Genomic DNA, 14,033 nt, shown 5'->3' on the forward strand with positions numbered 1-14,033 from the left:
TGTGCACGCCTTTCACGGCGTGTCGCGTGCACAAGTGGCATCTCGCGAGGGGGGGGCGGGCGTGACACGTGCCGGAAACACGGGTGGCCTAGGTTCCTGAGAGGGTTCACACGTTGCTCCGAGGTCGATGACGCAGGAGCGAGCGCGGAGCCTCGTCCGCGCCGACCTCCGACACGAAAGAACTCCGCTTGAGAACACGCACCGCCCTGACCTCCGGCTGCGCGGCCCTCGCGCTCGCCGCCGCCGGTCTGCTGATCGCGCCCGCCGCGACAGCGACCACCACCGCGACACCGACCGCCGCCGCACCCTCCGCCTTCGAGCGGGTGGACCTCGTCCGCCCCGCCTCGGCGCCGATCACCGAGCCCGCGAGCTACCCCTACCGGGAAGCCCTCACCGAGGTCGCGGTCGATCCGACCGACGCCTCGCTGACCCGCGGCGTCACGCCGTACGACCAGATCGCGCCGGCGCTGAACGACCTCGCCGCGCGCTCCGACCGCGTCTCGACCCAGGTGGTCGGGAAGTCCGGCCTCGGCCGCGACATCTACCTGGTCACCGTCACCGCACCCGAGTCCGCCGCCGAGACCGCGCAGCAGGCCGAGTGGCGCGATCGCCTGAAGAACGAGCCGGAGGCGGCCGCCGCCGACGCCGAGCTGATGGCCGAGTACAAGGTGCCGACCTGGTTCAACGGCAACATCCACGGCAACGAGTGGGAGGGATCCGACGCGATCCTGGACTACATCGAGAAGGTCGCCACCGCCGAGGACGCCGAGACCGAGGCGCTCCTCGAGGGCAACCGCCTCTACTTCACCGTCACCAACAACCCCGACGGCCGGGCCCTCGGCCAGCGCGCCGTCGCGGCGGGCTACGACCCCAACCGCGACATGATCACGGGAGCGACCAACGAGGCGGCCGTCATCCGCGACCTCTCCAGCGTCCTACAGCCGACCTACTTCATCGACATCCACGGCTACACCGGCATCCTGCAGGTCGAGCCCTGCGGCCCGCCGCACGGCGAGAACTACGAGTACGACCTGTTCCTGCCGCACGCCTACGCGACCGCGCTCGAGATCGAGCGCCGCGTCGTCGAGGCGGACGTGCCCGGCAACACCTACAAGGCGGCCGACGGCAGCGTCACGACCGAGAACACGGGCCAGATCCTGATCCCCTACCGCGACATCCGCGCGGGCTGGGACGACTGGCCCCCGATCTTCGCGCCGCAGTACGTCGCCTTCCAGGGCGCGATCACCAACACGGTCGAGCTGCCGCTGGGCCGCACCGACAACGAGACGCCCGAGCAGATCGCCGAGGGCCAGGCGAACGCCGACATCGACATCGAGGTCGCCGGGATCGTCATGGACGCCTCGGTCGACTACATCGAGGCCAACCGCGACGCCCTGCTGAGCAACCAGGTGCAGATCTTCGAGCGCGGCGTCACCGGCGCCCCCGCCGTCGAGATCCCCGCCGACGTCTCCGCCTCGGACCTGCCGGCCGGCACGCCGACCGAGTGGACCGAGATCTGGGACGAGACCGACGTCTACACGACCGAGTACCCCCGCGCCTACGTCATCCCCGCCGGTGACGCCCAGCGCTCGGCGTCCGACGCCGAGACCCTCGTCGCGCAGCTGCTCGCGCACGGCGTCGAGGTCGACCGCACGACCACGGCGATGACCGCGGGCGGCACGACCTACCAGGCCGGCTCCTACGTCGTCGACATGCACCAGCCCGTCCGCGGCCTCGCGAACGTGCTGCTCGCCGACGGCACCGACATCTCCGACCGCGTGCCCGAGATGTACGACGTCTCGGCCTGGAGCCTCTCGCTGCTCTGGGGCGCCGACGTGATCCCGGTCGGCTCCACGCTCGACCCGATGCCCGCCGTCGAGCTCGAGCCGGTCACCGCGGTCGCTCCGAGCGGCAGCGTCCCCGCGGACGCCGGCTACCTCGCCTTCGAGCCGCGCGGCGTGCTCGAGTACCAGGCGGTGAACGCGCTCCTGGGCGCCGGAGTCGCGCTCGAGCAGTTCGCCGACGGCACGATCGCCCTCCGCGCCGACGCCGACGGCCTCGCCGCCGCGAAGGCCGCCGCCGCCGAGTTCGGCGTCGACTTCACGGCGACCACCGCCGAGCGGATCGAGGACGAGGACGGCACCGCGCTCTCCGCCGTCCGCGTCGCCTACTCCGGCTCGCACGAGGACCGCGACGCGCTGGCCAAGCTCGGCTTCGCCGACGCGGTCGCCGTCACGGCCGAGACGCTCGCCTCGGGCGAGACCGTCCTCACCGACACCGACGTGCTGCTGCTCGGCCGCGCGCTGTCCTTCACCCCGGAGCAGGCCGCGGGCCGCACCGCCGTCGAGGAGTTCCTCGCGGCGGGCGGCGACGTGGTCGGCCGCGGCGGAGCGGGAGCGGCCTTCGCGACCGACTTCGGCCTCGCGACGCTGACCGCGCAGACCGGCACCGGCGGCTCGAACGGCATCGTCTCGGTCGAGACCCCGGCCGACGGGATCCTGGGCGACTTCCCGCAGGACACCGCCTTCGTCTCGCCGGCCCTCTGGTTCGACGGCTTCGACGCATCCGTGACCGTGGAGCAGAGCTACGCCGCCGAGGACACCTTCGTCGCCGGGCACTGGGTCGCCTCCGAGGGCCAGTCCCGGAGCGACGCGGCCGGGCAGGCCTCGGCCGTCTCGTTCGCGACGGAGTCGGGCACCGAGGGCTTCCTCTTCGGCACCTCGCCGGTCTTCCGCAACCACCCGGTCGGCGCGTTCAGCGACGTCGCCCGAGCGCTGCTCGCCGTGGCGCCCGAGGGCGCGGCCGTCGAGCTGCCGGGGACGCCGGAGCCGACCGCGACGCCGACCGCGACGCCGGAGCCGACGGCGACTCCTGAGCCGACCGCGACGCCGGAGCCGACCACGACTCCCGAGCCGACGGCCACGCCCGAGCCGACCGCGACCCCGGAGCCCACCGCGACTCCCGAGCCGACGGTGACCCCGGAGCCCTCCGCCACGCCGGAGCCGACCGCGACCGCCGCTCCGACGGTCGCGCCCACCGCGGCTCCGGAGCCCACCGCCACGGCGACCGCGGCACCCGTCGCGACGCCCGGCACCGGCGGCCTCGCGTCGACCGGCGTCGACACCGGCCCCTGGCTGCTGCTCTCGGGAGGTGCTGTCGTGCTCGGTCTCGGCGCCCTGCTGATCGCCCGCAGCCGCCGCGAGGCCGAGGAGGCGTAGCCTCCGCCCCGGGAGGGCCGGCGAGCACGATCCGCCGGCCCTCCCGCCTCGCTCTCTCCGCACGACCGCAACGCCGCACGACCGCACCTCCGCACCTCCGAACGCCCGCACTTCCGCACCGACGCACCACAGCACCCGCACCACCGAGGAGTCCCGATGCCGCCCCGTACCGCCCGCACCCTCGGGATCGTCCTCGCGGTCCTCGGCCTCGTCGCCGTGATCGTCGCGATCGTCCTCCTCGTCCGCCCGGCCGACGGCGCGGGCGCCCCGACGTCCACCCCGGTCGCCCCCTCCGCCTCGGCCGCCGCCGCCCCGTCGACCGCGCCCACCGAGGCCGCGACGACCGGGCCCGCGGCGGAGACGACCGCCCCCGCCGCAGACGCCCCCTCGGCCGCCTCCCCGACCGAGGGAGTCGTCGCCTCGGCCGCCCCCGAATCCGCCGCCGCCGCCGTCCTCTCCTTCACCGCCTCGCCCGCGACGATCGACTGCGCCGGCGACCGCACCGCCTCCGTCCCGGTCGCGCTCTCCTGGCAGACCGAGGGCGGCGTCGCCGCCCGTCTCGCCGTCGGCACGACCGATGCGCAGTCCGGCGACCCCGTCGACCTCTCCGCGACCGGCTACTCCGCCCTCTCCGTCCCCTGCCGCGACGCCGAGACACTGATCACCCTCGCCGTCGAGTCCCCCGACGGCACCCTCACGCAACGCACCCTCGTCCTGACCACGGACTGACCTCCTCCCCGCCGCGAGATGCCACTTGTGCACGCGACACGCCGTCGAAAGCGTGCACAAGTGGCATCTCGCGGGGACGGCCGGTCGCGCGCGCACGGCAGAATGGAGACGATGACCTCCACCACACCTCCGCTCGGCCTGCTCCTCGACGTCGACGGGCCGATCGCCAGCCCGATCAGCCGCACGATCGCCATCGACTCGATCGCCGACGACCTCGTCACGCTGGCCAACGCCGGCATCCCGCTCGTGTTCAACACGGGGCGCTCCGACGCGTTCCTGCGTGAGCGCGTGCTGCCGTCGCTGCTCGAGCGCGGCGTCTCGGCCGATGCGCGCATCGTCTGCGTCTGCGAGAAGGGCGCCGTCTGGTTCACCGTCGACTACCGCGGCACCTCCGAGCCGATCGTGGACGAGTCGCTCGCGATTCCGGAGGCCGTCGCCCGCGACCTCGAGCGGATGATCCGCGAGGACTACGACGACCTGGTCTTCTTCGACGAGACCAAGCGCGCGATGGTCTCGGCCGAGCAGCTCGTCGATCTCTCCAGCGAGGACTACCTCGAGCGCCAGCTCGTCTTCGACGCCGACGCCCTGCAGATCATGACCGCGGCCGGCCTCGGCGTCGAGCGCCGCGGCATCCGCTACCCGAACGACACCGGCGCCGTCGAGTACCGCATCGACCCGACCGTGATCTCCACCGACATCGAGTCGAACCGCCTCGGCAAGGACCTCGGCGCTCAGCGCGCCGTCGAGCTGCTCGGCGCCACCGGCCCGATCCCGCAGCGCTGGCGCACGGTCGGCGACTCCCGCAGCGACTACGCGATGGCCGACTGGCTGTCCGAGCACGCCTACGACGTCGCCCACGTCGACGTGCGCCCCGCGGAGGGCGTCCCGGACAAGCCGTACCCGATCCTCGTGGTCGACGGCGCGATCAACGACGAGGCCGGCGCCGCCGTGCTGCGCCGCTGGACCGAGCTCGTCGCCGACGAGACCACGCCCGAGGTCGGCGGCGGCATCTCCCTCCACGTCGCGGGCTGATCCGCCAGCCCCTCGTCCGCAGGCCCGCGGCCCGTTAGCGTTCGAGGCATGAGAATCGCAGTCACCGGTGGATCCGGGAAACTCGGCCGCAGCGTCGTCACCCGCCTCCGCGAATCCGGCCACGACGTCTTCGTCCTCGACCGCGCGGGAACCCGCGGCGAGGGCGTCATCAGCATCGACATCACCGACTACGGGCAGGTCGTCGACGCCCTGCAGGCCGTGGGCGACCGCTACGAGGGGATCGACGCGGTCGTGCACCTCGCGGCCGTGCCGGCGCCCGGTATCGTGCCCGACATCGCGACCTTCCAGAACAACATGTCGTCGACGTTCAACGTCTTCCACGCGGCGATCCGCGCGGGCATCCGCAGCATCGTCTACGCGTCCAGCGAGACCGTGCTCGGCCTGCCGTTCGACGTGCCGCCGCCCTACATCCCGGTCGACGAGAAGTACCCGGCCCGCCCGGAGTCGGTCTACTCGCTCACCAAGCACCTCGAGGAGCAGCTCGCGATCGAGCTCTGCCGCTGGCACGAGGACCTCACGATCATCGGCCTGCGCTTCTCCAACGTGATGAACGAGGAGGACTACGCCGAGTTCCCGTCCTTCGACGCCGACGCGACGCTGCGCAAGTGGAACCTCTGGGGCTACATCGACGGCCGCGACGGCGCCCAGGCGGTCGAGAAGGCCCTCGCGCACCGCGAGCCCGGCTTCGACCGCTTCATCATCGCGGCGGCCGACACCGTGATGACCCGCCCGAACGACGAGCTGGTCGCCGAGGTCTTCCCCGGCGTCGAGCTGCGCGGCGAGCTCGGCGTGAACGACACGCTGCTCTCGATCGACCACGCCCGCGAGGTCCTCGGCTACGCCCCCGAGCACTCCTGGCGCGACGCGCAGTAGCCACCACCGCCCGGCACGCGGAAACGCCTCCGGCTCGCGGGGATCCGAGGATCCCGCGAGCCGGAGGCGTTCGTGCGAGCCGGAGGAGCCGGCTCAGGAGCCGAGCGTCAGCTCGGGATGTAGTTGAACTCGTCCGGGTTCGGGCCGGTGCGCTCGTCGCGGTTGAGCGCGGAGATCGCGGTCATCGACTCGTCGTCCAGCTCGAAGTCGAAGAGGGCGAAGTTCTCCTCCACGCGCTTGCGCGTGACCGACTTCGGGAAGACGATGTCGCCGCGCTGGATGTGCCAGCGGAGGACGACCTGCGCGGGGGAGCGGTCGACGCTGCTCGCGATGCGCACGATCGCCTCGTCGTCCAGGACCTTGCCCTGCGCGATCGGCGACCAGGCCTCGGTCGCGATGCCGTGCTCGACGCCGTAGGCGCGGAGCTCGTCCTGCGTGAGGAAGGGGTGCACCTCGATCTGGTTCACAGCCGGGACGATCGTCGCCTCGGCGCGCAGCCGGTTGAGGTGGTTCGTCTGGAAGTTGGAGACGCCGATCGCCTTCGCCTTGCCGCTGCGGTAGATCTCCTCCATGGCCTTCCAGGTCTCCAGGTAGTCTCCGACCTTCGGCAGCGGCCAGTGGATGAGGAAGAGGTCGACGTAGTCGAACTTCAGCTCGGCGAGGGTGTCGTCGATCGCCTGCAGGGCGTCCTCGCGGGCGTGGAAGCCGTTGTTGAGCTTCGAGGTGACGAACACCTCGGAGCGGTCCAGGCCGGAGGCGCGCACGGCCTCGCCGACGCCGGCCTCGTTGCCGTACATCTCGGCGGTGTCGATGTGGCGGTAGCCGACCTCGAGGGCGGCGAGGGTCGCGTCCTTCGTCTCGGCGGGGTCGATCTGGAAGACACCGAAGCCCAGCTGCGGGATCTCGACTCCGTTGTTGAGGGTGATCGTGGGGACAGTGTTCGCGTCCGTGCTCATACTCGAGCGTCCTTTCGTCCGGGGATCGACCGCATCGGAGAGCATGCGGCCGGAGTACAGTCCACGCCCCGCGGCCTCCCAGGTGCAAGGCCTTGCGCGGCTCGCGAACATCGGCGGTCGACCGGCGCCGGTTCCACGACGCCCCGCGCCGTCACCGCGCCGGGGAACGACGAAGGCCCCCGGCACGGATGCCGGGGGCCTTCGAGGGTCGCGTGACTACGCGCGGGACTTGCGGCCGGTGATCGCGCCGTAGATCAGCAGAACGATGATCGCGCCGACGACGGCGAGGATGATGCTGACGAGGTTGAAGCCCATCGGGTCGTCGCGCCCGAAGAGCGCGCCGCCGATGAATCCTCCGAGGAGGGCTCCGACGATGCCGAGGATGATGGTGATGATCCATCCGCCGCCCTGCTTGCCGGGCAGGATGAGCTTTGCGAGTGCGCCGGCGATGAGGCCGAGAACGATCCAACCGATGATGCCCATGATGTGTCTCCTTCGTAGTGTGCTCGACCGGCCGTTCCGGTGCGAGCGTCAACGCCTGTCGTGAAGGCGTCCTTGCAGATGATGTCGATCAGCGGAGTGAGCGCTGCACCTTCGCGCGTGCCTTGTCGGCGACCGCGGTGAAGTGCTTCGCCTCGCGCTTCGAGGTCTTCTTGAGCTTCTTGCGCGTCTTCTTCGTGGCGGGGTCGTTCCACACGCCGAGTGCGAGATGGCGGAGCTCTTCGTAGCGTCCGCGACCGGCGCGGGCGCCGAAGACGTACGCAGCGAGGGCGACGAGCGCCAGCAGGACGAGGCGGGGATTCATGCGGTGACCCTTCCATCGGAGAGAGCACAGGGTCGTGCTCGGCCCCCATTCCACTCTCCTGCGGATGCCGTGACAATTCAGGGCCGGACCGTTGACAACGGCGTCGCCGATCTGCTTGCGCCCGCGCGTTGTAGCAGAGGTCCGCGCGGTCGGAGGAGCGTCAGTGCACCGGAGCGTCCGCGAACCGGTCGTGCAGATACGGTCCGTAGCCGCCGTCCACGCGGTTGCGGCGGCGTCCGGAGGTGGTCACCTCGCCGCGGTCGGTCGCCCCGACCCGCGCGCCCGCGGCGTGCAGGCGCTCCACCAGCAGGACGTCCTCGTGCAGCGGCTCGCCGCCGAAGCCGCCGGCGGCCAGGTACGCGCTCGCGCGGACCCCGAGGTTCGCGCCGTGGATGCTGCCGACCGACTCCTCTTGCTCGCGCGTGCGCCGCCAGCGCCGGTACATCTCCGGCGACAGGTCGGTGGGGTCGGGCCGGACGGTGCCGACCAGCGCGTCGTGGTGGCGGGCGTGCTCGACGTGCTCGAGCAGCCACTCCTCCGGCACGACGGTGTCGGCGTCGGTGTTCGCGAGCCAGACCCGGTCGTCCGGCACGGAGACGGTGCCGAGGGCGTGCGCGATGCCGGCCGCCCGCGCGGCGCCGACCCCGCAGCGCTCGAGCTCGAGCACCTCGGCGCCGGCGGCCCGGGCGCGCTCGACGGTCGCGTCCGTGCAGCCGTCGGCCGCGACGATCAGCCGGACCACGACCGGCGGATGCGCCAGGGCGAGGTGCTCGGCGCTGCGCAGCACGGACGCGACGGCGGCGCCGATCCGCTCCTCCTCGTCGTGGGCCGGCACGACGATCAGCACCTGCTCGATCCGGGTCACAGCAGCCCCGTCCGCCGGGCGACCGAGCGGCCGTCGCGCGAGTGCACCTCGAGGAGCAGGTCCTCCTCCTCGTGCCGGGCGATCCGCCGCAGCCCGAGACCGGCGACGGCGCTCTGCACGGCGTCGCCGTCGAGCTCGAGGCCGTCGATCGGGTGCCGCCAGTGCACGGTGACCAGCTCGCCCGAGGCGGAGAGGCGGTCGCGCACCCCGCGGAGCGTCCGCTCGAGCGTCTCGCGGCCGAGGTAGTAGCCGACCTCGGAGAGCACGATCAGGTCGAACGGGCCCTCCGGCACTCCGCGGGTGATGTCGTGGTGCTCGACCCGCACGTGCTCGAGCGGCGCGAGGCGGCGGGCGGCCCGCTCCACGGCGGCGGCCGAGACGTCCAGGGCGAGCAGGTGCTCGGCCCGCGCGGCGAGGGCCTCGGCGAGCACGCCGATCGAGGAGCCGATCTCGAGGACGGAGTCGTAGCGCCGCTCGGGCAGGCTGGCGAGGGTGAGGGCGCGCTTGCGCTCCTCGTACCAGCGGCTCGTGTACCCCCAGGGGTCCTCGTGCCGCTCGTACAGCTCGTCGAAGTAGCTCATCCCCGTGTCCTCGTCGTCGGGGCCGCGCCCGCTCGTGCCTCCGAGCCTAGGCAGGATCGCGGCTTCTCTCCGCCACTTGTCGGTCGGATCGCCGTGCGCTAGCCCCGGGGTCGCCATCAGCGGACCCGGATCAGGCGGTCGTCGCCGGCGAACGCGCGGACGAAGCGCGGGTGCAGGACGGGGGCGGTGCCGGCCGGCCCGGGCGCGGTCTGGCTCGGGTAGCGCTCGCGGGCGCGTGCCTTGCGCGCCCGCAGATCGTCGTCGGCCTCGACGCGCACGAGGGCGGACCACGGCACCTCGGCGTCGTCGGGCGCGGCCCAGTGCCAGAGCCAGATCGGCGCGGCGAGCAGCGGGTGGCCGAGGGCGTCGGCGGCCTCGGTGCAGACCTCGCCGACCACGCGGTGGTCGCGGTGGCCGTCGCCGGTCCAGGTGGAGAGCAGGAGGACCCGGCCGGACTCGGCGCCGGCGCGCGCGAGGACGTCCGCGAGGATCCGGTCGCGGTGCTCGGGCGTGCCCGAGTCGGGGACGTCGAGGAAGGCGAGGCCGATGCCGGCGCCGAGCTCGTCGAGCGCCGCGCGGGCCTCGGCGCGCCGCTCGGCGACGAGGGCGGCCGCGGCCCCGGGGGAGGAGGCGCCGTGGGCCGCACCGCCGTCCGTCACGATCACGACGTCCACGGGGACGCCGAGGCGGCGGGCGAGGGCGATCGTGCCGCCGCAGCCCAGCGTCTCGTCGTCGGCGTGGGCGACCACGACGAGCACGCGGTCGACGGAGAGGAGCGCGTCCGCGGACAGCACCGGGAGCCGATCGAGCCGGCCGTCCTCGCGCCAGTGCTCCACGGGCGTGCCCTCGAGGTGCCCGTCGAAGGCGATGACCCGGCTCACCACTCCTCCGCCTCCCCGCTGGCGAGGACCGCGCGGCCGAGGGCCGCGTCGTCGCGCTCGGCGTGGTGCTGGCGGACGTAGAGAGCGAGGTCGGCGACCCGCTTGGCGTGCTCCGCGTCGAGGGCGAGCGGAGTGGGCCCGAGGGCGCGGCCGGCGCGCAGCAGGACCTCCTCCACGGCGCTCGCGACGGTGCCGCGGACCCGCTTGGCCAGCAGCGAGCCGCGGCTCCCCTCGGCCTCGCCGGCGTCGATCAGCGCCGATGCCTCGTCGAGCGCGCGCCGGCCGGCGGAGAGAGCGGTGTCCACCGCGCCGAGGTGCGCGAGCAGGTGCGGATCCTCGCGGCGGGCGGCCGCTCGGGCCAGCGCCGCGGCGACGCCCCGGGCACCGCCGAGCCAGCAGGCGGCCACGCCGATGCCGCCCCAGGCGAAGCCGGGCCTCGAGAGGTACCAGCCGGGGGCGCCGACCTCCTGAGCCCGGGCGCCGGAGAAGCGCACCGGTCCGCTGGGGATCTCGGACAGGCCGCGCGCGTGCCAGGCGTTCTGCTCCGGGGTCGCGGCACCGTCTCCGAGACGGACGGCGAAGAGCCGGCGCTCACCCTCGCCGACGTGCGCCGTGATCAGGGCCGCGTCGAGGCGCCCGGCCAGCGAGCACCAGGGCTTCACGCCGTCCAGCCGCCAGGCGTCGCCGTCGGGAGTCGCGATGAGCGGCTCGTCGCCGCCCTCCGCCGCGAAGACGCCCCAGACCGCGTCGTCGTCCACTCCGGCGTCCCGGGCGCTCAGCCCCGCCTCGCCGAGGATCGCGAGCGCGTCGAGATGCGGCTCGATCGCCCGGGCGACGCCGAGGTCGTGCCGGGCGAGGCGCTCGAGCAGCGCATGCAGCTCGGCGGTGCGGCCGGTGCCGGGCCGAGGCGGGTCCGCGGAGAGGGTGCGGGCGAGCGCCAGGGCGCCGTCGACGTCAGCAGGGAGGGAGGGAGGGGCGAGCTGTTCCATCTCCCGCGACGCTACGCGGTCGGCTCCGGGCCCGCGCCCGATTGTCCCCCGGTCGGGGCGGTGCTAGCGCCGCGCATGTCGAGGGCGGTGATGCGGCGCAGCAGGACGGCGAAGAGCTCGACGTCCCCCGCCTCCCAGCGGCGCAGCTCCTCGTGCATCAGCGCCTGGCGCGAGCTGCGGATCGCCCGCATCCGCTCGGCGGTCTCCGGCGGCACGGAGAGGATCGTCGCGCGTCCGTCGTCGGGGTCGGGGGAGCGCTGGAGGAGACCGAGGCGGTCCAGCGCCGAGATCTGCCGGCTGATCGAGGACTTGTCCGTCTCGAGCAGCTCGGCCAGGGCGCCCGAGTGCATCGGGCCGCGCCGCTCGAGGGTGGCGAGCGTCCGGTAGCCCGCGGTGCTGAGCTCGGGGTGGAGTCGTTCGGCGGCCGAGCGCATCGCGTCGCGCACCCGGTTGAAGAGGGTGCTCAGCTCGCCCTCGACGGCGGCGATCGCGGTGTCGGTCGTGCCGTCGGCGTCCGCGTCGGCGCCGTCGTGCGCGCCGGGTTCGGGGTCGGAGGCGGAGGGCGAGCCGGTCATCCCTCCAGCATCCCGTGTCGGGCCGACTTGCGCACGGGCCCGTCGACGTCGTACGCTTCCCGAAGCCAAAGACCGCCGGTTTCCGGTGTGCGCACGAGCAGGGCCCAGGCCCCGCGGATCGCCGCCGGACGAAGGATTCGCGAAGCGAATGGCCCGCGCAGGTGTGCAAGAGACCAGTTCCGCGTTCATCGCGATCCCCAGGCTCCCGCGCTCCTGCGCCGGAGCCTTTTTCTTTGCGTGCCTTCGGGCTACCGGCACGAGAATTCACAGGAGTACCCATGGCGAACAAGGAAGCCTCGGTCGCCGAACTCACGGAGAAGTTCCAGAGTTCGACCGCCGTTCTGCTGACCGAGTACCGCGGTCTCACTGTTGCTCAGCTCAAGACGCTGCGCAAGGACATCAGTGAGCACGCGACCTACGCCGTGGTGAAGAACACGCTGACCAAGATCGCGGCGAACAACGCCGGGATCTCGTCCTTCGACGCCGAGCTCGCTGGCCCTTCGGCCATCGCGTTCGTGCACGGCGACCCCGTCGCCGTCGCGAAGTCGCTGCGTGCCTTCGCCAAGGCAAACCCTCTCCTCGTGGTCAAGGGCGGTTACTTCGACGGTAACCCGCTGACCGCTGAAGAGGTGGGCAAGCTCGCCGACCTCGAGTCCCGTGAAGTGCTGCTCGGCAAGCTCGCCGGCGCCTTCAAGGCCTCGCTCTTCGGTGCCGCTTACCTGTTCCAGGCCCCGCTGTCCAAGGCCGTTCGCACGGTCGAGGCACTGCGCGAGAAGCAGGAGTCCGCGAGCTGACGTCTCCCTCCGGGAGGCAGCGTGCACGCGGTTCGTAGACAAGAAACAACAAGGAGAAAAATCATGGCAAAGCTCACGCAGGACGAGCTCATCGAGGCCTTCAAGGAGCTCACGCTCATCGAGCTCTCTGAGTTCGTGAAGAAGTTCGAAGAGGTCTTCGAGGTCACCGCCGCCGCGCCCGTCGCGGCTGCCGGCGTCGCCGGCCCGGCCGCCCCGGCCGAAGAGGTCGAGGAGCAGACCGAGTTCGACGTCGTGCTCGAGGCCGCCGGCGAGAAGAAGATCCAGGTCATCAAGGAGGTCCGCGCGCTCACGAGCCTCGGCCTCGGCGAGGCGAAGGCTGTCGTCGACGGCGCCCCCAAGGCTGTCCTCGAGGCCGTCAACAAGGAGACCGCCGAGAAGGCCAAGGCCCAGCTCGAGGCCGCCGGCGCGACCGTCACCGTCAAGTAATCCCCTCGCACCCGCTTCGGGTGCACGGATCCGCCTCCGGGCGGGTCCACCGGCGCAGGGCGTCGTCTCCTCGGAGGCGGCGCCCTGCGTCGTTCCCGCTGCGCCGTCGTTCCCGCTGCGCCGCCCCGACCGGGGGTGCCCTGCCTTCCCGGTGTCGCGGGACGCAGCCTCTAGAATCGGCGGGTGACTGCAATCGACCCGCTCGCCGGCCTGCCGGCGCGCGACGTGCCGCCCAGCGAGGTCTCGCTGAGCGAGCTGCTGAGCGACTTCGTCTCGGTGACGCACCGGATCACCCGGCTCGCCGCGCAGGCCACCGACAACCAGGAGTCCCAGGCGGTCTGGCGCACCCTCTCGGTGCTGCTGTCGATGGGGCCGATGCGCCTGGGCGAACTGGCGACGCAGAGCCGCGTCTCGCAGCCCACGATGACCAAGATCGTGAAGAACCTCGTCGAGACCGGCTGGCTCGACCGCATCGCCGATCCGGCCGACGCCCGGGCCTGGCAGATCCGCCTGGCCCCCGACGGCGCCGCGGCGCTCAGCGCGTGGCGCACCCAGCTGGGCGACGCCCTCACGCCGATCTTCGCCGACCTCCGCCCCGAGGACCGCCGCGTCCTCGAGCGCGCCGTCGAGATCATGCACGAGCGCCTCGTCGTCGCCCCGCGCGACTGAGTTCGCCGCGCCCTCCTGCGCACGCATGCTGGTCGAGTAGCCGGGAGGGGCGCATCGAGAGCCACCTCCGTCAGCGACTCGTGCAGGATGAGCGCGTGCAGATGCGACTCGAACTCGTCCCAGTGCCCGTCTCCGACGTCGACCGTGCGCTGACGTTCTACGCCGACGTCGTCGGCTTCCACGTGGACCACGACGTCCGGCCCTCGCCGTCGATGCGGATCGTCCAGCTGACGCCGCCCGGCTCCGCTTGCTCGATCGTGATCGGCACCGGGATGGGGCCCGGGCCGGAGGACGGCGTCGTCCGCGGGCTGCACCTCGTCGTCGACGACATCGTCGCCGCACGCGCCGAGCTGGTCGGGCGCGGGCTCGAGCTCTCGGACGTGCAGGACATGGGCGGCGTGAAGTACGCCCACTTCGCCGACCCCGACGGCAACACCTGGTCGCTCCAGGAGATCGGCTCCCGCACCCCGCCGGCGTGAGCGGCGGGGTTCCCTCCCATGCTGGTCGAGCAGCCCCGGAGGGGCGTATCGAGACCCACGATCATCAGCAGTCAGTGTTGCCGGTGGTGGATCTCGACACGCCCGCTGCGCGGGCTGCT

16 protein-coding genes are annotated in these 14,033 nt (G+C 72.7%); 8 read left to right on the top strand and 8 right to left on the bottom strand.

Annotation, left to right across the window (positions count from 1 at the left end):
- The first annotated feature begins 188 nt into the window (after window positions 1-188).
- From HRK28_RS20570 to HRK28_RS11475, 4 genes are all read left to right on the top strand, one after another.
- Window positions 189-3,218, top strand: coding sequence for a M14 family zinc carboxypeptidase (locus tag HRK28_RS20570; RefSeq protein ID WP_173251595.1), 3,030 nt, complete (start codon window positions 189-191; stop codon window positions 3,216-3,218).
- A gap of 156 nt (window positions 3,219-3,374) precedes the next feature.
- Window positions 3,375-3,947: a hypothetical protein gene (locus HRK28_RS11465; protein ID WP_173251596.1), complete on the top strand. Its 573-nt coding sequence runs from the start codon at window positions 3,375-3,377 to the stop codon at window positions 3,945-3,947.
- A gap of 111 nt (window positions 3,948-4,058) precedes the next feature.
- A complete protein-coding gene (locus tag HRK28_RS11470; protein WP_173251598.1) occupies window positions 4,059-4,979 on the top strand; it encodes a hypothetical protein in 921 nt (306 codons plus the stop codon).
- A 48-nt stretch (window positions 4,980-5,027) separates the two neighbouring features.
- Window positions 5,028-5,873, top strand: coding sequence for an NAD(P)-dependent oxidoreductase (locus HRK28_RS11475; RefSeq protein WP_160090595.1), 846 nt, complete (start codon window positions 5,028-5,030; stop codon window positions 5,871-5,873).
- Window positions 5,874-5,980: 107 nt separating this feature from the next.
- Here HRK28_RS11475 and HRK28_RS11480 read toward each other — a convergent pair whose 3' ends face one another.
- The 8 genes from HRK28_RS11480 to HRK28_RS11515 form a co-directional block, all read right to left on the bottom strand.
- On the bottom strand, window positions 5,981-6,829 hold the full coding sequence (locus HRK28_RS11480; RefSeq protein ID WP_173251600.1) for an aldo/keto reductase: 849 nt from the start codon (window positions 6,827-6,829) through the stop codon (window positions 5,981-5,983).
- Window positions 6,830-7,045: 216 nt separating this feature from the next.
- Window positions 7,046-7,312 carry a GlsB/YeaQ/YmgE family stress response membrane protein gene (locus tag HRK28_RS11485; RefSeq protein WP_056041656.1) on the bottom strand — a complete coding sequence of 89 codons (267 nt, stop codon included), beginning with the start codon at window positions 7,310-7,312 and terminating at the stop codon, window positions 7,046-7,048.
- Between the two features lie 88 nt (window positions 7,313-7,400).
- Complete coding sequence (locus HRK28_RS11490; RefSeq protein ID WP_123447798.1) at window positions 7,401-7,634, bottom strand: YtxH domain-containing protein; 234 nt, start codon at window positions 7,632-7,634, stop codon at window positions 7,401-7,403.
- A 160-nt stretch (window positions 7,635-7,794) separates the two neighbouring features.
- Window positions 7,795-8,499: a glycosyltransferase family 2 protein gene (locus HRK28_RS11495; RefSeq protein WP_173251602.1), complete on the bottom strand. Its 705-nt coding sequence runs from the start codon at window positions 8,497-8,499 to the stop codon at window positions 7,795-7,797.
- The gene (locus tag HRK28_RS11500) at window positions 8,496-9,080 is read right to left on the bottom strand and encodes an SAM-dependent methyltransferase (protein ID WP_160090592.1); all 585 of its coding nucleotides are present in this window, start codon (window positions 9,078-9,080) and stop codon (window positions 8,496-8,498) included. Before HRK28_RS11500 ends, HRK28_RS11495 begins: the two co-directional genes overlap by 4 nt.
- A 116-nt stretch (window positions 9,081-9,196) precedes the next feature.
- Window positions 9,197-9,961, bottom strand: a complete 765-nt coding sequence (locus HRK28_RS11505; RefSeq protein ID WP_173251603.1) for a PIG-L family deacetylase — start codon at window positions 9,959-9,961, stop codon at window positions 9,197-9,199.
- The gene (locus HRK28_RS11510; protein ID WP_173251605.1) at window positions 9,958-10,950 is read right to left on the bottom strand and encodes an acyl-CoA dehydrogenase; all 993 of its coding nucleotides are present in this window, start codon (window positions 10,948-10,950) and stop codon (window positions 9,958-9,960) included. The genes HRK28_RS11505 and HRK28_RS11510 overlap by 4 nt, the downstream gene beginning before the upstream one ends.
- An 11-nt stretch (window positions 10,951-10,961) precedes the next feature.
- Window positions 10,962-11,525: a MarR family winged helix-turn-helix transcriptional regulator gene (locus HRK28_RS11515; RefSeq protein WP_173251607.1), complete on the bottom strand. Its 564-nt coding sequence runs from the start codon at window positions 11,523-11,525 to the stop codon at window positions 10,962-10,964.
- 278 nt (window positions 11,526-11,803) lie between these two features.
- Here HRK28_RS11515 and rplJ point away from each other — a divergent pair, with 278 nt between their 5' ends.
- The 4 genes from rplJ (at window position 11,804) to HRK28_RS11535 (ending at window position 13,914) form a co-directional block, all read left to right on the top strand.
- Window positions 11,804-12,319: a 50S ribosomal protein L10 gene (gene rplJ, locus HRK28_RS11520; RefSeq protein WP_123447792.1), complete on the top strand. Its 516-nt coding sequence runs from the start codon at window positions 11,804-11,806 to the stop codon at window positions 12,317-12,319.
- A 63-nt stretch (window positions 12,320-12,382) separates the two neighbouring features.
- Window positions 12,383-12,766 carry a 50S ribosomal protein L7/L12 gene (gene rplL / locus HRK28_RS11525; RefSeq protein ID WP_055791021.1) on the top strand — a complete coding sequence of 128 codons (384 nt, stop codon included), beginning with the start codon at window positions 12,383-12,385 and terminating at the stop codon, window positions 12,764-12,766.
- Between the two features lie 183 nt (window positions 12,767-12,949).
- Window positions 12,950-13,435, top strand: coding sequence for a MarR family winged helix-turn-helix transcriptional regulator (locus HRK28_RS11530; RefSeq protein ID WP_243732947.1), 486 nt, complete (start codon window positions 12,950-12,952; stop codon window positions 13,433-13,435).
- 95 nt (window positions 13,436-13,530) lie between these two features.
- The gene (locus HRK28_RS11535; RefSeq protein ID WP_367948409.1) at window positions 13,531-13,914 is read left to right on the top strand and encodes a VOC family protein; all 384 of its coding nucleotides are present in this window, start codon (window positions 13,531-13,533) and stop codon (window positions 13,912-13,914) included.
- Window positions 13,915-14,033 lie beyond the last annotated feature (119 nt).

This window comes from Rathayibacter sp. VKM Ac-2835, from assembly GCF_013266705.1.
Taxonomy (GTDB): Bacteria; Actinomycetota; Actinomycetes; order Actinomycetales; family Microbacteriaceae; genus Rathayibacter.

What these genes read in the sequence shown, in the direction of transcription:
- HRK28_RS11465 (WP_173251596.1), top strand. Translation starts at nt 3,375, where the DNA reads ATGCCGCCCCGTACCGCCCGCACCCTCGGGATCGTCCTCGCGGTCCTC.
- HRK28_RS11475 (WP_160090595.1), top strand. Translation starts at nt 5,028, where the DNA reads ATGAGAATCGCAGTCACCGGTGGATCCGGGAAACTCGGCCGCAGCGTC.
- HRK28_RS11515 (WP_173251607.1), bottom strand. Translation starts at nt 11,525, where the DNA reads ATGACCGGCTCGCCCTCCGCCTCCGACCCCGAACCCGGCGCGCACGAC.
- HRK28_RS11490 (WP_123447798.1), bottom strand. Translation starts at nt 7,634, where the DNA reads ATGAATCCCCGCCTCGTCCTGCTGGCGCTCGTCGCCCTCGCTGCGTAC.
- HRK28_RS11500 (WP_160090592.1), bottom strand. Translation starts at nt 9,080, where the DNA reads ATGAGCTACTTCGACGAGCTGTACGAGCGGCACGAGGACCCCTGGGGG.
- rplJ (WP_123447792.1), top strand. Translation starts at nt 11,804, where the DNA reads ATGGCGAACAAGGAAGCCTCGGTCGCCGAACTCACGGAGAAGTTCCAG.
- HRK28_RS11470 (WP_173251598.1), top strand. Translation starts at nt 4,059, where the DNA reads ATGACCTCCACCACACCTCCGCTCGGCCTGCTCCTCGACGTCGACGGG.
- HRK28_RS11480 (WP_173251600.1), bottom strand. Translation starts at nt 6,829, where the DNA reads ATGAGCACGGACGCGAACACTGTCCCCACGATCACCCTCAACAACGGA.
- HRK28_RS11510 (WP_173251605.1), bottom strand. Translation starts at nt 10,950, where the DNA reads ATGGAACAGCTCGCCCCTCCCTCCCTCCCTGCTGACGTCGACGGCGCC.
- rplL (WP_055791021.1), top strand. Translation starts at nt 12,383, where the DNA reads ATGGCAAAGCTCACGCAGGACGAGCTCATCGAGGCCTTCAAGGAGCTC.
- HRK28_RS11485 (WP_056041656.1), bottom strand. Translation starts at nt 7,312, where the DNA reads ATGGGCATCATCGGTTGGATCGTTCTCGGCCTCATCGCCGGCGCACTC.